Origin of the sequence: Nocardioides speluncae, from assembly GCF_003121585.1 — a bacterium.
Lineage (GTDB): Bacteria > Actinomycetota > Actinomycetes > Propionibacteriales > Nocardioidaceae > Nocardioides > Nocardioides speluncae.
Genome location: NZ_QEOO01000022.1, coordinates 48,763 through 69,796, shown reverse-complemented (window position 1 = coordinate 69,796; position 21,034 = coordinate 48,763). Strand labels below are relative to the sequence as shown.

19 protein-coding genes are annotated in these 21,034 nt (G+C 70.4%); 6 read left to right on the top strand and 13 right to left on the bottom strand.

From position 1 onward, the window contains the following. Window positions 1-131 precede the first annotated feature (131 nt). Window positions 132-1,151, top strand: a complete 1,020-nt coding sequence (locus DDV73_RS12555; RefSeq protein WP_109507594.1) for a co-chaperone YbbN — start codon at window positions 132-134, stop codon at window positions 1,149-1,151. 379 nt (window positions 1,152-1,530) lie between these two features. On the opposite strand, the gene DDV73_RS12550 is transcribed toward DDV73_RS12555, so the two are convergent. Continuing rightward, window positions 1,531-2,433, bottom strand: coding sequence for a LysR family transcriptional regulator (locus DDV73_RS12550; protein ID WP_109507593.1), 903 nt, complete (start codon window positions 2,431-2,433; stop codon window positions 1,531-1,533). Between the two features lie 73 nt (window positions 2,434-2,506). On the opposite strand from DDV73_RS12550, the gene DDV73_RS12545 reads away from it, so the two are divergent. Then, the gene (locus DDV73_RS12545) at window positions 2,507-3,451 is read left to right on the top strand and encodes an EamA family transporter (RefSeq protein WP_109507659.1); all 945 of its coding nucleotides are present in this window, start codon (window positions 2,507-2,509) and stop codon (window positions 3,449-3,451) included. On the opposite strand, the gene DDV73_RS12540 is transcribed toward DDV73_RS12545, so the two are convergent. The 6 genes from DDV73_RS12540 to glgB all read right to left on the bottom strand — a co-directional run bounded on the left by DDV73_RS12540 (window position 3,358) and on the right by glgB (window position 10,068). Next, complete coding sequence (locus DDV73_RS12540; protein ID WP_109507592.1) at window positions 3,358-3,984, bottom strand: TetR/AcrR family transcriptional regulator; 627 nt, start codon at window positions 3,982-3,984, stop codon at window positions 3,358-3,360. The two genes, DDV73_RS12545 and DDV73_RS12540, sit on opposite strands and share 94 nt — an antisense overlap. A gap of 158 nt (window positions 3,985-4,142) precedes the next feature. Beyond that, complete coding sequence (locus DDV73_RS12535; RefSeq protein WP_109507591.1) at window positions 4,143-4,793, bottom strand: response regulator transcription factor; 651 nt, start codon at window positions 4,791-4,793, stop codon at window positions 4,143-4,145. Next, window positions 4,790-5,986 carry a sensor histidine kinase gene (locus tag DDV73_RS28725; protein WP_109507590.1) on the bottom strand — a complete coding sequence of 399 codons (1,197 nt, stop codon included), beginning with the start codon at window positions 5,984-5,986 and terminating at the stop codon, window positions 4,790-4,792. Before DDV73_RS28725 ends, DDV73_RS12535 begins: the two co-directional genes overlap by 4 nt. After that, the gene (locus DDV73_RS12525) at window positions 5,983-6,774 is read right to left on the bottom strand and encodes a hypothetical protein (RefSeq protein WP_109507589.1); all 792 of its coding nucleotides are present in this window, start codon (window positions 6,772-6,774) and stop codon (window positions 5,983-5,985) included. Before DDV73_RS12525 ends, DDV73_RS28725 begins: the two co-directional genes overlap by 4 nt. A gap of 274 nt (window positions 6,775-7,048) precedes the next feature. Further along, entirely contained in the window at window positions 7,049-7,828 is a 780-nt protein-coding gene (locus tag DDV73_RS12520) for an NUDIX domain-containing protein (protein ID WP_109507588.1), read from the bottom strand. A 29-nt stretch (window positions 7,829-7,857) separates the two neighbouring features. After that, complete coding sequence (glgB, locus tag DDV73_RS12515; RefSeq protein ID WP_206050841.1) at window positions 7,858-10,068, bottom strand: 1,4-alpha-glucan branching protein GlgB; 2,211 nt, start codon at window positions 10,066-10,068, stop codon at window positions 7,858-7,860. Between the two features lie 95 nt (window positions 10,069-10,163). Between glgB and DDV73_RS12510 the strand changes: the two genes are divergently transcribed. Further along, entirely contained in the window at window positions 10,164-11,060 is an 897-nt protein-coding gene (locus tag DDV73_RS12510; RefSeq protein ID WP_109507586.1) for a DUF5995 family protein, read from the top strand. A 6-nt stretch (window positions 11,061-11,066) separates the two neighbouring features. Here DDV73_RS12510 and DDV73_RS12505 read toward each other — a convergent pair whose 3' ends face one another. Then, window positions 11,067-11,582, bottom strand: a complete 516-nt coding sequence (locus DDV73_RS12505; RefSeq protein WP_109507585.1) for a TrmH family RNA methyltransferase — start codon at window positions 11,580-11,582, stop codon at window positions 11,067-11,069. A 148-nt stretch (window positions 11,583-11,730) separates the two neighbouring features. Next, window positions 11,731-12,174, bottom strand: a complete 444-nt coding sequence (locus DDV73_RS12500) for an SRPBCC family protein (protein ID WP_109507584.1) — start codon at window positions 12,172-12,174, stop codon at window positions 11,731-11,733. Between the two features lie 113 nt (window positions 12,175-12,287). Between DDV73_RS12500 and DDV73_RS12495 the strand changes: the two genes are divergently transcribed. Next, window positions 12,288-12,773 carry a winged helix-turn-helix transcriptional regulator gene (locus tag DDV73_RS12495; protein ID WP_109507583.1) on the top strand — a complete coding sequence of 162 codons (486 nt, stop codon included), beginning with the start codon at window positions 12,288-12,290 and terminating at the stop codon, window positions 12,771-12,773. Window positions 12,774-12,903: 130 nt separating this feature from the next. Here DDV73_RS12495 and DDV73_RS12490 read toward each other — a convergent pair whose 3' ends face one another. After that, window positions 12,904-14,031, bottom strand: a complete 1,128-nt coding sequence (locus DDV73_RS12490) for an HNH endonuclease signature motif containing protein (protein ID WP_240617263.1) — start codon at window positions 14,029-14,031, stop codon at window positions 12,904-12,906. Window positions 14,032-14,402: 371 nt separating this feature from the next. On the opposite strand from DDV73_RS12490, the gene DDV73_RS12485 reads away from it, so the two are divergent. Continuing rightward, entirely contained in the window at window positions 14,403-15,656 is a 1,254-nt protein-coding gene (locus DDV73_RS12485) for an esterase-like activity of phytase family protein (RefSeq protein ID WP_109507581.1), read from the top strand. Between the two features lie 61 nt (window positions 15,657-15,717). Further along, window positions 15,718-17,022, top strand: coding sequence for an ADP-ribosylglycohydrolase family protein (locus DDV73_RS12480; RefSeq protein ID WP_206050840.1), 1,305 nt, complete (start codon window positions 15,718-15,720; stop codon window positions 17,020-17,022). Here the strand turns inward: DDV73_RS12480 and DDV73_RS12475 are convergent, their stop codons facing one another. The 3 genes from DDV73_RS12475 to treS are packed head-to-tail and all read right to left on the bottom strand — an operon-like array spanning window position 17,023 to window position 21,032. Further along, window positions 17,023-17,886, bottom strand: coding sequence for a ribokinase (locus DDV73_RS12475; RefSeq protein WP_109507580.1), 864 nt, complete (start codon window positions 17,884-17,886; stop codon window positions 17,023-17,025). A gap of 18 nt (window positions 17,887-17,904) precedes the next feature. After that, window positions 17,905-19,320 carry a maltokinase N-terminal cap-like domain-containing protein gene (locus DDV73_RS12470; RefSeq protein ID WP_109507579.1) on the bottom strand — a complete coding sequence of 472 codons (1,416 nt, stop codon included), beginning with the start codon at window positions 19,318-19,320 and terminating at the stop codon, window positions 17,905-17,907. Further along, the gene (gene treS, locus DDV73_RS12465; protein WP_109507578.1) at window positions 19,317-21,032 is read right to left on the bottom strand and encodes a maltose alpha-D-glucosyltransferase; all 1,716 of its coding nucleotides are present in this window, start codon (window positions 21,030-21,032) and stop codon (window positions 19,317-19,319) included. Before treS ends, DDV73_RS12470 begins: the two co-directional genes overlap by 4 nt. Between the last annotated feature and the right edge of the window lie 2 nt (window positions 21,033-21,034).

Here is a 21,034-nt window from a genome sequence, read left to right as displayed (position 1 = left end):
CCCAGGAATGGCCACCAGTCTCGACTGTCTACACGAGTCGCGTCTCACGAATCGAGAAGGTCGTTCAATCTGTGAACACGGCAGGGCGGCCGCCGTGCTCCCGCTGGGCCCGATCAGGAAAGATGGCCCCCATGACGCAGCAACCGTTCTCCCGACCAGGTGCCATCGACCTGTCCGCACTCAAGCGCCCCGCGCCGCCGGCCGGCGGCCCGGCTGGAGTGGCTGGGGCAGCCGCCGGTGCTGCCGGAGCTGCCGGAGCGGCCGGAGCGGCCGGCACGGCGACGGGTACGCCGGGCGCGGGCGGCCCGTCGGCAGGCGGTTCTGCGTACGCCGTCAAGGTCGACGAGCAGAACTTCCAGGCCGTGCTCGAGTCGTCGCGGACCGCGTCGGTGCTGCTGGTGTTCTACTCCCCGTCGCGGATGCCGGAGAGTGCCCAGCTCGCCGCCGACATCGAGACCCTGTCGGCTGAGTTCGACGGCCGCTTCCTGGCTGCGCTGGTCGACATCGACGCCGCGCCCACCATCGCGCAGGCGATGCAGATCCCGTCGATCCCGCTGGTGGTGCTGCTGCTCGACGGCCGGCCGATGCCGCTGCTCCAGGACGTGCTGCCGATCGAGGAGCTGCGGGCGACGCTGACCCAGCTCATGCAGCAGGTGACCGCCCAGGGCGTCGCCGGCCGGCACCAGCCCCGCTCGGGCGCGCCTCAGGACGAGAACGGCGAGGACGGCGAGCCCGCCGCCGACCCTCGGTACGCCGCGGCCCAGGACGCGCTCGGCGAGGGTGACATCGACGGCGCGGTCGCGGAGTACCAGAAGCTGATCGACGCGAACCCGGCCGACGCCGAGGCCGCGGCCGGGCTGGCGATGGCCAAGCTGCTGCAGCGGACCCAGGGCGTGGACCTCAACGCCGCCCGCGCCGCCGCTGCCGAGCGGCCCGACGATGTCAACGCACAGATCATGGTGGCCGACCTGGACCTGCTCGGTGGCCATGTGGAGGACGCCTTCCACCGCCTGGTCGAGCTGGTACGGCGCACGACCGGCGACGAGCGCAACGCTGCCCGCGAGCACCTGATCGCGCTCTTCGGCGCCGTCGGCAACGACGACCCGCGCGTCCTCAAAGCCCGCCAGAACCTCGCCTCCGCGCTCTTCTGAGCTAGTCGGAGCCATGGTCCGTCGCCGTCACAGCACTTAAGCCCGACGAGGAACGCCAGCGCTATCCAGGCCCACCCGGAACTGCCAGCGCTCACCGACATATCTCGGTTGGTCCTTCGGGGGTCTGGGGAGGTCAGGGGTAGGTGAGCGCGAGGTGCCCCCTACCTGAGCGACGGGGCGGACGAACACATCGGGCGGCGTCAAGCGGCTTGGCCGCGGCGCCCGCCGCGGCGCGGGACCACCGCCGACGTATCCGGGCGACGCGCCGCCGCAGCGCCCGATGCGTTCGTCCGTCGCGGCGCGCCCGGCTGGCCGCGACCTCCCACCCGGGTAGCTCAGCCCAGCGGCCTGGCGCTCGAAGCACTCACGCCGACAACCGCTAGGCCGCCGAGCTGAGCGCGTCGACGACCGCGCGGACGGCGGGGGAGTCGGCCATGCTGCGCCGGTGCAGCACCGTGATCTCGCGGGTCGGCACCGGATCGTAGATCGTGAGTGCGACCACGCCGTCCGGACCGTCCGGCAGCGCGGCCCGGCCCAGGCGCGGGATCAGCGCGATGCCGAGGCCGGCCCGCACCAGCGCGAGGTGCGAGTCGAACTCCATCGACTGATGGGCAATGAGGGGCAGCCGGCCGGTGCCGTCGTACATCCGCGAGAGCCACTGCCGGCAGATCGTGCCTTCGAACGTCGCGATCCAGCCCTCGTCGACCAGGTCCTTCGGCGTCACCCGGCCGCGGCCGGCCAACCGGTGGCCGGCCGGCACGATCACGTCCGCGACGTCGTGCGCGATCACCGCCGAGGCGAGGTGCTCGGGGATGGAGAGCGCGACGTCGCCCCAGCTGTGTACGAGGCCGAGGTCGACCTGGCCTGAGGCCACCAGGTCGATGGTGTCCCAGGGCTCCCGCTCGGACAGCGACAGCGCGAGGTCCGGGTGCCTCGCCAGCAGGTCGCGGACCGCCGGTGCGACCAGCCCGCGCATCGCGGTGGAGAACGACGCCATCCGAAGGTGGCCGGTGACCCGGCCGGCGTCGCGGTGCAGCAGCGCCTCGATCTGCTCCATGTCGGCCAGCAGTCGAACGCCGCTGTCGACCAGCCGGCGGCCCTGCTCAGTGAGCATCACGCCACGGCCGACCCGCTCCAGCAGGGGTACGCCGGCCTGCCGCTCCAGCCGCTTCACCTGCTGGGAGACCGCACTCGGGGTGAACCCGAGCGCGTCGGCCGCCCGAACCACCGAGCCATGAGTGTCGACGGCGCGCAGCGAGATCAGTGAGGTGAGATCGAGCATGTAGCGATGCTACATGGATTGGTGCAGATTAATTCGCTGGTCCTTCATGATCGCGCCGCCGACACTGGATGACGTGACCGTCCGCCACTCACTGCTCGCTGCGCTCGTCGCCACCATCTGGGGCTTCAACTTCGTCGTCATCGACTGGGGGATGGACGGCGTACCGCCGCTGCTGTTCCTCGCCATCCGGTTCACGGCCGTGATCTTCCCCGCCGTGTTCCTGGTACGGCGCCCGGACGCACCGTGGCGGACCATCCTCGCCATCGGCGCGTTCATGTCGCTCGGCCAGTTCGGCCTGCTCTACGTCTCCATGCACGTCGGCATGCCGCCGGGGCTGGCCGCCCTGGTCCTTCAGGCGCAGGTCATCTTCACCATCGCGATCGCCGCGGGCTGGCTGAAGGAGGTGCCCACCGCGCCGCAGATCGCCGGCGTGCTGCTCGGCTCGGCGGGCCTCGCGGTGGTCGCGGCCGGTCGCGGCGGTCACGTCACCGTCCTGGCGCTGGTGCTGTGCCTGTCGGCGGCCCTGTCGTGGGGTGTCGGCAACGTGCTGTCCCGGTCCGCCGGCATCGCGGGTGGACTCTCGCTGACCGTGTGGTCGGCGCTCGTCGTACCGCTGCCGCTGTTCGCGCTCTCGCTGCTGCTCGACGGCCCGGCTGCGGTCGGCTCGGCGCTGGCCGGGTTCGGCTGGGACTCGGCGATCTCCACGCTCTACACCGCGGTGCTGGCCTCGCTGGTGGGCTACGGCATCTTCAACTCACTGCTGGCCCGCTACCCGTCCTCCGCGGTGGTGCCGTGGATCCTGCTGGCGCCGGTCGTGGCCATGGCATCTGCCTGGTGGCTGCTCGACCAGCGGCCGAACCTGGCCGAGACCGCGGGTGGCGCGATGCTGCTGGCCGGCGTACTGGTGGCACTGCGCCCGCAGGCTCAGGCTAGGCCGAAGATCCGCAGTGCGAGCGTGGAGAGCGCGGCCTCGAGCTCCTCCGCGGGCGGCCGCGGGTCCTCGAACATCCAGTCGTAGATCACCCCGTTGACCGCGCCGACCAGCGCGATGGCGAGATGCCGGAAGTCCTGCGGAGGCATCTCGCCGCGCGCGACCGCGGCATTCCCCTCCTCCTCGATCACCGCGACGATTGCCTCCCGGAACTCCCGGCGGCGGAGCTCGGCGGCCGGGCTGACACCGACCACCTCGACGAACGCGATCCGGCCGCGGCGCGGGTCGGTGATGATCGTGTGCAGGTAGGCCCGCAGCGCGTCGACCAGCCGCACGTCGATCGACTCCTCGGCGGTTGTCAGCGCCTCCAGCGCCTTGCCGAGGCCGAGCTGCACCCCTTGCTCGTGTACGGCGAGCAGCACGGCTTCCTTGTTGGGAAACTCTTGGTAGAAGTGCCGGGTCGACACCTTCGCCGTCGAGCAGAGCCGCTCGATCGAGGTCCCTTGGTACCCCTCCGAGCCGAACAGCGCGAGGCCGGCGTCGAGCAGCCGCTCGCGGCGGGCGTCCTTCCACTCCTGGACCGATCGGCCCGAGTAGCGGCGCTCGTTCCCCTCGGCCATCTCACTCCCTTGTGTGGCACTACCAATGGATAGCTCTTGTCATGGGTGTGCTCCGATGCCTATCGTATCCAAGCGAAAATCGGAGTTTTCACACAGTTCGGTGCATGCCGGCCGGTCTCGGGCGGCCGCGCGAAGCGGGCCCGTGCTCGAGGGTCCTCTCAGGGGGTAAGGGGCACCAGCCCGGTCTGGTAGGCGATGACCACCGCCTGGGTCCGGTCCCTGGCTCCGAGCTTGGCCAGCAACCGGGCGACGTGGGTGCGCACCGTCTCCACCCCGACCACCAGGCTCGCGGCGATCTCGGCGTTCGACAGCCCCTGGGCAACCAGCGCCAGCACCTCGGTCTCGCGGGCGGTCAGCTCCGGACCGGCGTACGACGTCGGCGCCCGCACGTGGGCCGCCGCCAGCGACCGGACCGTCTCCGGGAACAGCAGTGAGTCGCCCGCCGCCACCGCCCGCACCGCGGCGGCGATCTCGTCGCCCGAGGCCCGCTTGAGCAGGAACGCCGCCGCGCCGGCGGCCAGCGCCGCGAAGACGTTCTCGTCGGACCCGAACGTGGTCAGCACCAGCACCTTCGGCGGCGTCGGCAGGCCGAGCACCAGGGAGGTGGCGCGCAGCCCGTCGACGCCCGGCATCTGGATGTCCATGCAGACCAGGTCGGGTCGCAGCGCCCGCGTCTGGGAGACCGCAGTCGCACCGTCGGCGGCCTCGCCGACCACCTCGATGTCCGCCTCGGCGTCGAGGATCCCGCGCAGGCCGTGCCGCACCAGCGGCTCGTCGTCGGCGAGCAGAACCCGCACCCGGTCGGTCACGGCGTGCTCCCAGCCACGCCCAGCGGCAGCCGGGCCTGGAGCACCCACTCGGTGTCGATCGACTGGGCGACCAGCTCGCCGTCTAGGATCGCGACCTGCTCCCGCAGCCCGTCCAGCCCACGCCCGGCGCGGTCCGGGGACCGGCGCCGGTCGATCGGGTTGCGCACCTCCAGCCGGAGCCCGCCGAGCGAACGGTCGACGGTGAGCACGACCGGACCGGCCACGCCGTGCTTGGCCGCGTTGGTCAGGCCCTCGGCACAGACTCGGTACGCCATGTGCGAGACGAGCGCGGGCACCTCTCCGACCTCGCCGGTGCTGGCGTCCAGCGACATGCCCAGCGAGCGGTGAGCAGCCACCAGATCCGGCAACTCGGGTAGCCCTGGCCCCGGTGAGCGTGGCGCGAGACCGTCACGCAGCACGCCGAGCGCGTGGTCGAGCTCGTCGACCGCGGCCGACGCGAGGGCGGCGATCGCCGCCATCGACTCGTCGGCACGGTCCGGGTCGCGCGCCAGCTGGCGGCGGCCAGCCTCGGCCTGGAGCGAGATCGCGCTCAGGGCGTGGCCGACGCCGTCGTGCAGGTCGCGGGAGAGTCGGCGGTACTCCAGCTCCTGCCGGAGCCGCGCCTCCGCGACCGCGAGCCGGTCGGTGCCGAGCGGGCCGAGCAGCAGTGGAGCGGCCCAGCGGGCGGCGACTCCCGCGAACCACGCGCCGATGGCCACCGCGACCAGGAGGCCGAACGGGACCAGCACAAGCAGGAACCACTCGACGGGTGAGCCCGGCTGCGGCGGACCCGGGTCGAGCTGCGGCCGGGACCCGGTGGCGAGCATGAGGGTCGCGGTGACCCCGATCGCCACCAGCACCAGGCCCAGCCCGAGCAGGAAGCCCACTGCCTGGTGCAGCACGCACCAGAGCACGGTGCGCCACCGGTGCTCCCAGCGCATCGGGGTCGGTACGACGACCCCGTCGGCGCCGAGCAGCGTCTGCGCCGCCGCGACCTGGAGCTCGCGCAGGCCGGGCAGGAGGCCAACCAGCCCGACCGCCAGCAGCGTCAGCACCATCAGCAGCGGCTGGCCGGGTGCGCCGTCCGGGACGGCCACCGACACCACGCCGAGGACCAGAGTGGCGTTGGCGACCAGGATCGCGCCGCCGATCAGCAGGAACACCGTCCTGCGCAGGATCCAGCGACCGGTCATGGGCCAAGGATGACGGGTGCCCGCGGCCTGGACATCCCCCGTGCGGGTGAGACGTGGGCGGCGCAGGGTGGCCGGGTCCCGGCGAGGTAGGTCGCAGTCAGCACCGACAGCCCGGCTCCCCAGACGATGAAGCTGACGTAGACCAGCACGAACACCCACGCGTGCAGGCCCGGGTCGTAGAGGCTGTCGAGGCCGAGCGCGACCCGGGTGAATCCGACCACGGCCATCGCGCCGACCGGGACCAGCATCACCGATCCGACGCTTCCGACGAAACCTAGGGCCAGCCGGGCGAAGCGATGCCGGACCGGCACCGCCATCGCGATGGCCGCGGCGATGGCCACCGCCGACAGGATCGAGGTGTCGCCGAACCCGGGTGACCAGAACGAGACGTCGTCGAAGATGTGTGGGTCCCGCAGCCCGGCGTCCGAGCCCAGACCCCAAGCGGTCTTGAGTACGGCGTACGGCAGCGGCGCGAGGATCGCGAACGCCGCCGCGACCCGCAGCAGCCGGCGCCGGAGCGGCGCGGGCGCGGGCCCGGAGCGGCCGCAGCTGCGGCACCGTTGCCGCCCGAAACGGCGGTCCGCCCGCACCTGGCCGACCATGCCGCCGCCGGCGAGCAGCGCCACGATCAGCACGCCGGTGCCGAACCAGTCGGGCTCCAGGTCGAAGTGTGCGGGACCGCCGGTGATCTTGCCGCCGAGCCAGATGATCGCCATCAGCAGCGTCCACGGCGCTCGCATCAACGCCGGAGCCAACATCAGCGCGGCCGCCACGAGGCCCGCTGACATGAGCCAGCGGTGCCGCTCAGTGGAAGTCGGCCGAGGGACGAGCCCCACGCCCACGCCGAGCAGGCAGCCGGCTGCCGCCAGCCACCACGACGGCGTCCACAGACCTTCTACGGTCTCGATCCCTCGCACCGCCTGGACGGTCGTCAGGACACCTGCGAGTGCCGTCGTACCAAGAAGGCCCCTGCGCTCATTGCTCACCATGGCCCGATGCTCGTCGCGACCGGGCCGGTGCTGCGTCACCCGTCCGGGGGATCACCAGGGCTGCGCGGGTGAACTACTCCCCGGACTGGGTATACGTCGGGCCGTTGCCGCCGAGGCTGGCCAGCGCGGCCCGCACCCGGCGTGCGGTGAAGTCGGCGCAGCGCTCCTCGACCTGCTCCGGCGTACAGAACTCGGCGGCCCGGATCTCGCGCTCCTGGCGAACCATGTCGTCCAGCAGGTCGCCGTCGTGCCGGCCGCCGTCGAAGACCAGGCAGATTGCGTCGTCCCAGCCGCCCCACGGCGGCAGCCAGTCGGTCAGTAGCAGCGGCCCGGCCGGGATGGTCAGCCCGAGCTCCTCGCTGACCTCGCGGGAGACGGCGACCTGTGGCGACTCGCCGACCTCGACCACGCCGCCCGGCAGGTCCCAGTCGTCCTTGTAGGTCAGCCGGCACAGCAGCACCCGGTCCTCCGGGCCGCGCACCAGCATCTGCGAGATCGCTCGCTTGCGGGGCAGGAACGAGTTGAGCAGCGCCCGAAAGCCGTCGGGCTGGGAGTGCGGTACGTCGCCGGCCAGCCGCGCGAACAGGATCTGGTCGGCGTCGCCGCCCGGGCCTGGTACGCCGCGCAGCACGCCCTCGCGGCGGAGCCCGCTCCAGGTCGCGATCCGCTGTCCGGTCTCGTCGCCGACCGGCACCAGCGCCTCCACCCGGACGTGGTCGGCCAGCGCCTTCTCGACCTCCTGGCTGACCGCCTCCAGCGCGACCAGCCAGCCTTGGTCCTGCAGCGTCGCCGACCAGGTGATGAGGGCCACGCCCTCGTCGCGGGTGGTCACGGTCGGCCGCTGGTCGCTCACGCCCGAAACCCTATCTGGCGGCCCTGCCGTCAGGCCTTGCGGAACCAGATGGTGCCGAGCGGCGGGATCACGATGTCGGCGTACGCCGGCAGGCCGGCGTGGTTGACGCCCTTCCCGTCGTGCGCTGTGGCGTCGATTGTGCCGAGGTTGCCGACGCCGCTGCCGGTGTAGGACTCGGCATCGGTGTTGACCAGCTCCTGCCAGCTGCCGGCTGCGGGCAAGCCGAGCCGGTAGCCCTCGTGGGGGAGCGCGGCGAAGTTGGCGACGCAGACCAGGTCGGGGGCGCCGGGCGCTCGACGGACGAAGGCGAACACGTTGCGGTCCGCGTCGTCGGCGTCGATCCAGGCGAAGCCGGCCGGATCGTTGTCGCGGGCCCAGAGCGCGGGGGTGTCGACGTACGCGTAGTTGAGGTCGCGCACCAGCGCGTGTACGCCGCGGTGCTCGGGGTGGTCGAGCAGCCACCAGTCCAGCTCGCGCGCCTCGGCCCACTCGGCGTCCTGGCCGAGCTCGCTGCCCATGAACAGTAGCTGCTTGCCGGGGTGCGCCCACATGAAGGCCAGGAACGCGCGCAGGTTGGCCAGCTTGCGCCAGCGGTCGCCCGGCATCTTGCGCAGCAGCGAGCCCTTGCCGTGCACGACCTCGTCGTGGCTGATCGGGAGCACGTAGTTCTCGGTGTAGGCGTAGACGATCGAGAACGTCATCCGGTCGTGGTGGTAGCTGCGGTGCACCGGGTCGTTCTGCAGGTAGCCGAGCGAGTCGTGCATCCAGCCCATGTTCCACTTGAAGCCGAAGCCGAGCCCGCCCTCGCTGGTCGAGCGGGTGACGCCCTCCCACGACGTCGACTCCTCCGCGATCGTCATCGCGCCGGGGACCCGCTTGTAGATGGTGCCGTTGAGCTCCTGCAGGAAGTGCACGGCCTCGAGGTTCTCCCTGCCGCCGTGGACGTTGGGGGTCCACTCACCGGGCTCCCGGGAGTAGTCGAGGTAGAGCATGCTGGCCACGGCGTCCACGCGCAGCCCGTCGACGTGGAACTCCTCCAGCCAGTAGAGCGCGTTGGCGACCAGGAAGTTGCGCACCTCCGGCCGGCCGAACGCGAACACGTAGGTGCCCCAGTCGGGGTGCTCGCCGAGGCTCGGGTCGGGGTGCTCGTAGAGCGGGGTCCCGTCGAAGCGGGCGAGCGCGAAGTCGTCCTTGGGGAAGTGCGCCGGCACCCAGTCGACGATCACGCCGATCCCGGCCTGGTGCAGCCGGTCGACCAGCCGCCGGAAGCCGTCCGGGTCGCCGAAGCGCGCGGTAGGTGCGTAGTACGACGTCACCTGGTAGCCCCAGCTGCCGCCGTACGGATGCTCCATGACCGGCAGCAGCTCGACGTGGGTGAAGCCGAGGTCGGTGACGTAGGGGATCAGCTGGTCGGCGAGCTGGTCGTAGTTGAGGACCGCGCCGCCGTTGCCGTTGGAGGCCTTGCGCCAGGAGCCGGGGTGCAGCTCGTAGATCGACATCGGTCGCTCGACCGGCTGCTGGGCCGCGCGCTCGCTCATCCACTCGTCGTCGTTCCAGGTGTACGCCGAGTCGAAGACCACGCTCGAGGTCAGCGGCGGCACCTCGGTGTGGAACGCGAGAGGGTCGGCCTTCTCCCGCCAGGTGTCGTCGGCGCCCAGGACCAGGAACTTGTAGCGGCTGCCGACCGGGGCGTCCGGCACGAAAAGCTCCCACACCCCGCTCACGCCGAGCTGGCGCATCGGGTGCTCGCGGCCGTCCCAGTTGTTGAAGTCGCCCTTGATCCGCACGCCCTTCGCGTGCGGCGCCCAGACCGCGAACGAGGTTCCGGTCACGCCGTCGTAGCGGCGTACGTGGGCCCCGAGCACCTTCCACAGCTCCTCGTGGCGGCCCTCATTGACCAGATGCAGGTCGGTCTCGCCGAGGGTGGGCAGGAAGCGGTACGGGTCGTCGACGGTGTGGGCGGTGCCGTTGTAGGTGACCTGCAGCCGGTAGTCCGGCACCTGCTTGGCCGGGAGTACGCCGACCCAGACGCCGTCGTGCTCGTGGGCAAGCTCGGTCCGGATCCCGCTGTGGAACACAGCGACCGTCTTCGCGAGCGGCTTATAGGCCCGGACGGTGACGCCGCCGTCGTGGGGATGAGGTCCGAGGATGGAGTGTGGATGGCCATGCTCACCGCGCACGAGCAGGTCGAACTCGGCCGGGTCGACGGGAGCGGGTTCCGCCTGGACTGGCTTGGGCAAGCCGTGAACCTCCTCGTTTCGTCCCCCTTCGTCCACAGTAGTGGCGCGCCTGCCGTGACTGGGAGCGGGCCGCGCACGTTGTCTTGGCTATGAGGATGCGGAGCCCACTGGTCGGCGCCGTCACGGCGCTTCTCGTCGCCCTGCCCCTGGGATCGCCGGCAGTCGCCGACGATCCGCTCCAGGCGGGCTGGCTGGATCCGGTGATCGAGATCCTGCCGCCGCGGCCGGTGCCGCACACGCCCTACACCGGCTCGATCTGTCCGGACGGCGCGCCGTCGTGCATCGACGCCACCATTGTCGAGATGCAGCGGCGGCTCGATCGCGACGCGGCCGCCTGCGACCACGACGCGATCTTCGGGCTGGCCTACCTGCGGGTGACTGAGGATGTGCGGACGGCGGTCAACGCGGGCTGGTTCGACGACGAGGTCTGGCTCGGTCAGGTGGACGCGGTCTTCGCGGATCTCTACTTCGACGCGATGGACGCCTGGCATCGCGGCGACACGGCGTCGGTGCCGACGGCGTGGCGGATCGCGCTCCAAGCGGCCGACGACCGGTCGATGACCGGTATGGGCAACTTCCTGCTCGCGATGAACGCCCACGTCAACCGCGACTTCTCCTACGTCCTCGCCGAGGTCGGGCTGAGCGGCGCTTCGGGCGCGAGCCACAAGCCCGATCACAACGCCTACAACCCGCGACTCGACGCGCTGATGGACCCGGTCTTCGCCGAGGAGGCGGCCCGCTTCGACCCGGCGTTCGACGACTTCAGCGTTCTTGGTGTCGACGCCGCCGCGGCCGGCACGATCATGCGCGGCTGGCGCGAGATGGTCTGGCGCAACGCCGAGAACCTGGTGCTGGCCCGGACGCCGATCGACCGGCTGCTCGCCAAGCGCGCGATCGAGGAGTACGCCGCCACCCAGGCGCGGCTGATCCGGGTGGCGTTCGCGTCGCCGTCGTCGGCGGCCCGCGACCAGTGGTGCGCCGACCACGGCTGACCTGGCTCAGAGCAGCCCGGCGAGCCGGTAGAGCACCAGCGAGCCCGCGACGGCGACGTTGAGGCTCGAGCCGTAGCCCACCATCGGGATCTCGACGGCGGTGTCGACCAGTTCGAGGGCCTCGGGCGGAATCCCGGTCCGCTCGTGGCCTAGCACCATCACCGTCCGCCGCCGGGCGGCCGGTAGGTCGCCGAGCCTGGTGGACTCGTCGGTGAGCTCCACGCCGACGATCGTCGAGGTCGCTCGCTGCGCGGCCAGCCAGGACTCAACGTCCCGACCTGTCCAATGCACGCAGGCCGGCTTGGGCAGGGTGTTGCCCTCGGCGAGTGCTTCCTGGATCCAGGGCAGCCGGGGGACCGCGATGCAGGCGCCGACGGCGTCGCACGTGCGGATCAGGGTGCCAAGGTTGACGCCGTACTTGGGCCAGAGCGGAGCGGCGACCAGATGGTCCCAGCAGCGGTGGTGGCGGCGCCGGCGCTGCTGCTTGAGCTCGCGCGGGCTGCGGATCCTGGGCGCGCTCACCAGGTCGCGGGGTGGAGTCCTTCGGGGTGGATCTGACGGGAGAGTGTCATGAAGGCGGCGCTTCGCGGCGCACCGTGAGCCATCGACAGGCCTCGTGGTCGAGGCGAGGTGACTCCGATGCTACGCGAAGCGCCGCCCTGGCGCTGCCTCAGTCGAACTCGCTGATCCGTAGGTCGTGCGGCGAGGGCGCGCCGGTGCCGGTCTCGACGAGGGCCTTCATGCTCATCAGGTAGGTCGCCCACTTGGTGCTGCAGTGGTGCATGAACTCCACCGGCTCTCGCCATCCCTCGTGCTTGAACATCACGATCGTGAAGCCGCCCTCGATCTGGTTGAGGTCCCAGATCACCTTGGTGCCGATCCACTCCTCGGGGCCGTCCACGACCTTCCAGAGCACCCGCTTGTCCGCCTCCAGCTCGAGCACTTCCATGTCGAAGCCACCCGGCGGGAACCGGAACTCCAGCTTGCCGCCGACTGTGCTCTCGCCCTTCGTGTCCTCGGTCCACCACGCGGCGAGGCCGTCCCGGGTGGCGATGGCGGCGTACACGTCCTTGGGCTCCGCCTTGACCCCGACCCTGTGCAAGATGTCCACCATTTCTCTTCCCTCTCTCGGAGTCTTCCCATTAGGCAACCAGTCGGTTGCATGTTGTGTCCGACTCTAGTACCGGCGCTTTCGTGATGCAAGCGGTACGGAGTTACGATGGGCGCATGCTCGGCAAGACGTACGACGCGCAGGTGTGCTCGGCGGCACGGGCGCTCGAGCTGGTCGGCGAGCGCTGGAGCCTGCTGATCGTGCGCGACGCGCTGTTCGCCGGCTCGACCCGCTTCAACGACTTCAGCCGGCTCGGCATCGCCACCAACATCCTGGCCAGCCGACTCGACGGGTTCGTCGAGGCCGGGATCATGGAGCGCCGCCCGTACTCCGACAACGCCGAGCTGCTCGAGTACGTGCTCACCGAGAAGGGCCGCGAGCTTGCCGCCGTGATCGTCGCGCTGACCGCCTGGGGCGACCGCTGGGTCGCGCCCGACGGCCCGCCGGTCAGCTACACCCACACCGTCTGTCGCGGCCCGATCGCCTCACGGCTCACCTGCGCCCAGTGCGGCGACATCGACGACGCCCGCGAGATCTACGTCCGCCCTGGTCCGGGCATGCCCGAGGATCTCGCCGCGCGGGTGCGATCTCGCGAGCCCTGAGCTCGGGGCTTCCTGGCTTGAGGTGACTACCGGATTACGTGGTCACTGTCCGCGGTCGGTTGCGGTACTGCTCAAGGTCGGCGCCAATTCTTGCGCGCCGCTGTGGTCAACGTTCTGTGGTTGCGGTCCATTAGTTTCTGCGGTGGAATCGGATATCGCCGTTGGGTATTCGCTCTACCGAATATCGCGGGTCGTGGGCTCGGTGATGGTGATGGCTGCAAAGCAGTACGCCGTCGGCGAGGTTGGTCTCTCCGCCTTTCGACCATGGTTTCCAATGGTGGGCTTCAGTCCAGGTTGATGGGATCGTGCAGCCGTCGGCGCGGCACCGCTTGTCGCGTAGTCGCATGGCTTTGTGCTGTGCCCTTGAGAAGAGTCGGCGGGTGCGGCCGAGGTCGAGGATCTCGGACTTCCCACCCAGAACCACCGGCACGATCTGGGCGGTGCAGGCCAGCCGCCGGGCTTCGCACGCGGTGATCTTGTCGTCTGTACCAACCAATCCGGCAGTGGCGAGGTCCTTGGTGAGCGATTCGTGGTCGATGACGACCATCACGGTGGTCGCGTCACCGCCATGCGCCGGGAGCTTGGCCGGATCGAGGTGTTCCAGCAGCGCGCAGAACGCCTGCCCGCGGGCCCGGTGCTGCGGCATGGCGGTGGTGTGTTGGCGTGGTGAGGTGAACGCGTCCAGGTAGGTCGCCAGCCTGACCGCGGTCGCGTCGGGCAGGACCCCGGACAGGCGGGTAGTGCCGTCTCCACGCCTGGTCAGCGTCAGACTCGCGGTCTCCCAGGCTCGTTCTTCCTCGCGCTGCAGCTGCTTGGCCTCTTCGGCCTCGCCGACCTCAGGCGCGATCACGTCCAGGATCCGCCGTCCGAGCACCCGCAGCTGGTCGGGCCGGTACTCCTTAGCGGCTTCGACCAGGTGTTCCTCGGCCTGCACCAGCAGTGCCGGGTCCAGATCGCCGGGCAGCTCGTCCAGCGCGCGGGCGATCACCCGGGCCTGGGCCAGGTTTACCGCACCAGCTGCGACGCCGGCGGCGAGTCGGGTCCACCGGGTCTCGAGGTCGGCCGCCAGGTGCTGCTCCGCCCGACATGCTTGCGGGCTGTCGTGGGTCTGGTGGGTCAGCCACGCGGCCACGTCGCGGGCACCGGCGTCGGCGGCGACGTCCTCAGCGGCGGCCATCACTCGCAGCCGCAACGCGGCCAGCTGGGTCTCCAGCCGGGCGAGGGCGAGCAGGGCGTCGGCCTTCTCACTGGTCCGCATGAAGGATGGCTCTACGCCGTCAACATCCTTCAATGCCGCTTCAATAGCGGCGGCACAGGAAAGCACCGGATGTGGTGAATTGACGAGCATTCTTCCGGCACCTCCCCCATGGCGTACCGACTAATTAGGATGCCTCAATTGTACATACGTTCGAACGATAGTCAAAGGTTAGTGACCGTAACCACAGACAGTTGACCCGAGCGAACCGTGAGTCGAAAAGCAACCGAACCAAGTACCGCTACCACCGCGGACGGTAACCACGCTATTCTGTAGTTGAGCCCCCAGCGCAAGACAGCCATCAAGCCTATGAGTTCGCCGGCCGGACAGCCTGACGTCACGGGCCGGACACCGTCGACCGCTGGCATAAGTGCATGAGCCTCGTCGTCCGTCGTACCGTCGCCACTGGCGCTGTGACCGCAGCGCTTGCGGCCGCTGCCGCCGCTCCCGCCGCATGCACCCGCCCCGACGATGGCAACCCCGAGCAGCAGCGCCCGAAGGAGCCGACGCTGGTCGCCCGCGCGATCCTGCCGTCGGACGCGTACCAACCGGGCCCGCCGTCCGGGTCGCTGGTGACGCCGGCCAACGGGGTGACGCCGCCGTTCCCGGGTCAGCCGATCCCCGGCTTCTCGGGCCTGCTGGACGCCGGCCACGGCCTGTTCTGGGGGATGCCGGACAACGGGTACGGCGCCAAGGCGAACTCGCCCGACTTCCTGCTCCGGCTCTACCTGATCCGGCCGGAGTTCAAGACCGCCCGCGGCGGTGCCGGCACGATCGACGTACTCCGCTTCCTGCAGCTGCGCGACCCCAACCACAAGATCCCGTTCCCCCTGACCCGCGAGGACCGTGTGCTGACCGGCGGCGACTTCGACCTGGAGTCGGTACGCCGGGCGGCCGACGGCACCTTCTGGTTCGGCGAGGAGTTCGGGCCGTTCCTGCTGCACACCGACCGCACCGGCCGGGTTCTGGAGGCGCCGGTCCCGACGCCGGGCACGCAGTCGCCGCAGAACCCCTACCTACCCACCCCGGACGCCTGGACGATCCCGGCGAGCCGCGGCTTCGAGGGAATGGCGCTCAGCGCCGACGGCAAGCGGCTCTACCCGATCAACGAGGGCGCGCTCCGCGGCGATGCCGATCCGCGCCGCCGGGTCCTGCATGAGTTCGACATCAAGCGGCGCGCCTACACCGACCGCGAGTGGAACTACCGCACCGACGAGGCGTTCCCGAACGCCGTCATCGGCGACCTCACCGCGATCGACCGGCACCGCTTCCTGCTGATCGAGCGCGACGACGCCCAGGGTGCCGATGCGCTGCAGAAGAAGCTCTACCTGATCGACCTGCGCAAGGTCGACGGCGAGGGCTACCTGGAGAAGCGGCTGGTCGTCGACCTGCTCGACATCGCCGACCCTACGCGCATCTCGCTGCCCGCCCGCGACGGTGAGTTCGGCGTCGGCGAGACCTTCTCGTTCCCGCTGCAGTCGGTCGAGAGCGTCGAGATCCTGCGCAACGGTGACCTGGTCGTGGCCAACGACAACAACTACCCCGGCAGCAACGGCCGCTGGACCGCCCGCAACCGGCCCGACGACACCGAGATCATCGTCATCCGGGGAGCCGAGTTCGGCCAGTAGTCACGCGGTCTGACGAGATCCGCAACCCCGACTGGCGGCTTCCAGATGGCACCATGTCCGTGTGGAGTACGACGCCGTCAACGTCTACGACCTGGCGTCCTGCGAGATCCGGCAGCGACGGGAGTCGGGCTACGACGTCGCGGGCGCGGAGCAGACGCTTGAGCGGATCGATCCCGAAGACCGGGCGGCATTGCTGGCGTTTCTCGACGGCCTCGCGGCCCGGCCGCGGTTGCCAGGATGGAGGTACGACGAGCCGGACGGGCTGGAGGCGATCGTCCGGTCCCTGCCGCCTGCTCCGCCAGCACGGCCGCTGCCCGCGGCCGACCTCGACGACAGGATCCTCGGTGGCTGGCTCGGCCGGGTGGCCGGGTGCATCCTCGGCAAGCCAGTCGAGGTCGGTGACGTGTGGACGACGGCTCGTCTGCGGGAGTACCTCGAGCGGGCGGGCGCCTACCCGCTCCGTGACTACATTCCGGTCATCCCCGGCTCCGAGCACCACCTGCACTGGACCTGGCCCTGGACCACACGCGGCAACGTCGACGGCGCGTTCCGAGATGACGACATCGACTACGCGATCCTCGGCCTGCATCTACTCGAGAAGCACGGCACGGCCCTGACGACCCGCGACGTCGCGGATGCGTGGCTGGAGCTGCTGCCGTTCCGGCAGACCTACACCGCCGAGCGGGTGGCCTACCGCAATCTCGTCGACGGGGTCCCGCTCGACCGAGTGGCCAGGTATCGCAATCCCTACCGTGAGTGGATCGGCGCCCAGATCCGCGGCGACGTCTTCGGCTGGACACACCCGGGTGACCCACGCGGCGCCGCCGTCGCGGCGTACGCCGACGCCCGGCTCTCCCATGTCGGGAACGGCAGGTACGGCGAGATGTGGGCGGCCGCCCTCGTCGCCGCGGCGTTCGTGGCCGACTCGCCGTACGACGCGCTGACCCTGGCCCTGGCCCAGGTGCCGCCGAAGTCGCGGCTGGCCGAGGCGGTCGACTCGGTGATGGGACTCCATGCGGGCGGCGCGACATGGGACGATGCCGTCGTGCATATCGCCGCCGAGTACGGCCACTACCTCTGGGTGCACACCATCCCCAACGCCGCCGTCGTCACCGCTGGCCTGCTGTGGGGCGAGGGAGACGTCGCCGCGACGCTCGGCTCCACCGTTCAGGCCGGCTGGGACACCGACTCCAACGGCGCGACCGCCGGCTCTGTGATCGGGGTGATGGTGGGAGGTACGGCGATCCCCGGGCGGTTCGTGGACCCCCTGAAGGACACGGTCCGCTCTGCGCTCTTCGGGTTCGACAACGCCTCGATCGCCGATCTGGCGCGTCGTACCGTCGCGCTGGCCCGCGCCGGTCGCTGATTACGCGAGCAAGACGGCCGGGTCGACCAGCCCTGTCGGCAGCTGCGCCCCGGCGACGGTCGTCGCCTGGCCGGCGACGTCCACCGCTAGTGCGACGGCAGCGTCGAGAGTCCGGCCGGCGGCGATGGCCGCCGCGAGCGCCCCCACGAACGCATCTCCGGCGCCAGTCGTGTCCACCGGCCTCACCACCGGAGCAGCGACCTCCCCGGAGCCGGCTCGGGTCCACCACTGCGCCCCACGTGCGCCCAGCGTCACCACCACGGCACGCGGGCCGAGATCGAGCAGAACCGCGGGGCTCCGGTCCGGCGTCAGCGCCGCCGCCTCGACCTCGTTCGCTACCAGGATGTCGACCCGGGCCAGCACTTCCGCGGGCACTGCTCGCGCCGGCGCGGCATTCAGGAGGACGCGGTCGGAGAGCTCGACGAGCTTGGCGACCGTCTCCAACGGAACCTCCAGCTGCGTAACCACGACGGTTGCGCCAGCCACGAGAGTCCGGTGCCGGTCCACGTCCGCGGGAGAGAGCTGTGCGTTCGCCCCAGAACTCACCACGATGGCATTCTGGCCGTAGTCGTCGACGGTGATATGCGCCGTCCCCGTCGGCGACCGCGTCACCCGGACGGCGTTAGTGGCCACTCCTGCTTCGGCCAGGTTGGCGACCATCGCTCGGCCGTCCTCGTCATCCCCGACGCAGCCGATGAACCGCACCTCGGCACCCAGCCGCGCCGCCGCGACCGCCTGGTTGGCGCCCTTGCCGCCGGGGAACCTCGCCAGCCCGGACGCGAGTACGGTCTCACCCGCCGCGGGCAGGTGCCCGACCCGAAGCACCCGGTCCGCGTTGATCGACCCCACCACCAGCACGGACATCGCACGCGGCCTGTCGGCTCAGCCGCCGAGCTGCTTGATGGCGGCGAGGGGGATGTCGACCCAGGTGGGGCGATTGCGGGTTTCGTAGATGCACTCGTAGACGGCCTTGTCGGCGACGTACGCGTCGAGGAGCACCTGTTCGTCGGCGGTGAGCGGGCGGCCGGCGTACGCCGCGACGAAGGCGTCGCGGTTGCGGGCCGACCACTCGCGGGCCCGGTAGGCGCGCTGCTCGTCGCCCTCGATGTCGCTCTGGCCGACGGTGCGCTCGACGACGTGAGCGGCGTAGTCGAACGAGCGGAGCATGCCGGCGACGTCGCGCCAGATCGAGTCCGGCAGCATCCGCTCTGCGAGCGGCTTGGCGGGCTCGCCCTCGAAGTCGACCAGCTTCCAGCCCTTGACCGTGCGCAGCGTCTGGCCGAGGTGCAGGTCGCCGTGGATGCGCTGGATGGGTACGGCGTCGAGCGCGGCCACCGCGTCGTATGCCGCCCGCAGCGTCGTCGAGTACGCCCCGAGCTCGGGGACGATGGTGGTTGCGTCGTCCAGCCGCTCGTTCATCGCTGCGGTCAGCTCGGCGAGATCGGAGGTGTCGACCGGGAACTGCTCGGCCAGCACCACATGGGTCTCGGCGAGAGCCTCGCCGAGCCGGGCGGCCTCGGCGGCGAAGTCGCCGCCGACCTCATCGGCATGCAGGTCGGCCTCGGCGAGCAGGTTGCGGACGCTGGCGAGCGCCAGCTCCCAGCCGTCGCTGGCGGTACGCAGGAACTGCTGCAGCAGCGCCAGCTGGACCACCGAATCGGATTCCTCGTCGACGGTGTCCAGCCAGCCGTAGAGGGCCGCGACGTGGTCGGAGCCGGCCTCGGTCAGTACCTGATGGATCGCGATGTCCGGGTTGACGCCGGGCGTGACCTTGCGGAACACCTTCATCAGCGCGTCCTCGCCGTACGCCACCGACGAGTTCGACTGCTCGGCGCTGAGCAGCGTGGAGTGCACCTCGAGGTCGAGCTCGTGGCCCGGCACCCGGTGGAAGGCCAGCTGCGAACTGGCATCGACCTCGCCGGACGAGGCGGCCGCGAACGAGCGCAGCCAGCAGGCCATCGCCTCCCGGTCGTGCACCGCGTCATAGACGTACGACGGCCCGAAGTCGGCGTCGTCCCACTGGCCCACCAGCGCGTGCTCCAGCCGGTGCTGGGGCTCGGCGTAGTAGGCGAGGGGGACCTGGTAGCGCTCCGTCTCGGCGCCTCCGTTGACACCGTCGGCGTACTGGACGGTGACGATCTCGATCGCGACACGCGGGCCGGTCGACACCTGGTGTGGCACCTCGGCGACCCGGCGTACGGACGCGATGTGGAACGGTCGTCCCTTGCCCTGGAACCACCTCGCACCGCCCAGGAAGGAACCGAGCAGCTGATCGGGGCTGATCTTCGAGGTGGTCACGGTGCCTCCAGCGCCTCCGGTGTGGTCGTAAGTCTGAACCAGTAGAAGCTGTACCCAGCGAGGGTCAGCAGATACGGGAGTTCACCGATTGGGGGGAACGGTACGCCGCCGAGCAGCTCCACGGGCGATCTTCCCTCCCACCGCCTGAGGTCGAGCTCGACCGGCTGTGGGAACCGGGACAGGTTGTTCACGCACAGGATCACGTCGCCCGACCCGTCCGGCGCGGTGTACTCGCGGATGTAGGACAAGACGCTCGGGTTGGAGCCGCCGAGGTCGGTGAAGGTGCCGAGCCCGAACGCCGGGTGCCGGCGCCGGGCGTGGATCATCCGCCGGGTCCAGTGCAGCAGCGAGGAGGCGTTCTCCAGCTGCGCCTCGACGTTGACGGCCTGGTAGCCGAACACCGGGTCCTGGATCACCGGCAGGTGCAGCTTGCCGGGCGTGGCCGCGGAGAAGCCGGCGTTGCGGTCCGGCGTCCACTGCATCGGCGTGCGTACGCCGTCGCGGTCACCGAGCCAGATGTTGTCGCCCATCCCGATCTCGTCGCCGTAGTACAGGACCGGCGAGCCCGGCAGCGAGAGCAGGAGCGCGGTGAACAGCTCCATCTGGTTGACGTCGTTGTCGAGCAGCGGCGCCAGCCGGCGGCGGATGCCGATGTTGGCCTTCATCCGGGGGTCCTTGGCGTACTCGCCCCACATGTAGTCGCGGTCCTCGTCGGTGACCATCTCCAGGGTCAGCTCGTCGTGGTTGCGCAGGAAGATGCCCCACTGGCAGCCGTCGGGGATGGCCGGGGTCTGCTCGAGCACCTCAGAGATCGGGAACCTCGACTCGCGCCGTACCGCCATGAAGATGCGTGGCATCACGGGGAAGTGGAACGCCATGTGGCACTCGTCGCCGACCCAGTTGCCCTCGTCGTCGTGGGTGCCGCCGAAGTAGTCCACGACGTCGGTGGGCCACTGGTTGGCCTCGCACAGCAGCACTCGGCCGGGGTAGTTGTCGTCGACGAACGACCGGACCTTCTTGAGGAACTCATGGGTCTCGGGGAGGTTCTCGCCGTTGGTGCCTTCGCGGACGTAGAGGTAGGGGACCGCATCCAGCCGGAACCCGTCGATGCCCATGTCCAGCCAGAAGCTGAGTGCCTCCAGGATCGCCTCGTGGACCTTGGGGTTCTCGTAGTTGAGGTCGGGCTGGTGATTGAAGAAGCGGTGCCAGAAGTACTGCTGGCGGACCGGGTCCCAGGTCCAGTTGGACGGCTCGGTGTCGACGAAGATGATCCGTGCGTCCTGGTAGCGCTCGTCGGTGTCGGACCAGACGTAGAAGTCGCCGTACGGCCCGTCCGGGTCGCTCCGGGAGGACTGGAACCACGGGTGCTGGTCGCTCGTGTGGTTGGCGACGAAGTCGATGATCACCCGGATCCCGCGCTCGTGTGCGGCGTCGAGGAAGGCGTGGAAGTCGTCGATCGTGCCGACTGCGGGGTGTACGCCGGTGTAGTCGGCGACGTCGTACCCGCCGTCGCGCAGCGGCGAGGTGAAGAACGGCGGTACCCAGAGGCAGTCCACGCCCAACCACTGCAGGTAGTCGAGCTTCTCGGTCAGGCCCTTGAAGTCACCGGTGCCGTCGCCGTTGGAGTCCTGGAACGACCGGACCAGAGCCTCGTAGAAGACCGCGGTCTTGAACCAGTCGGGCGGGGGAGCGGCGGTGGTGGAACCAGACATGC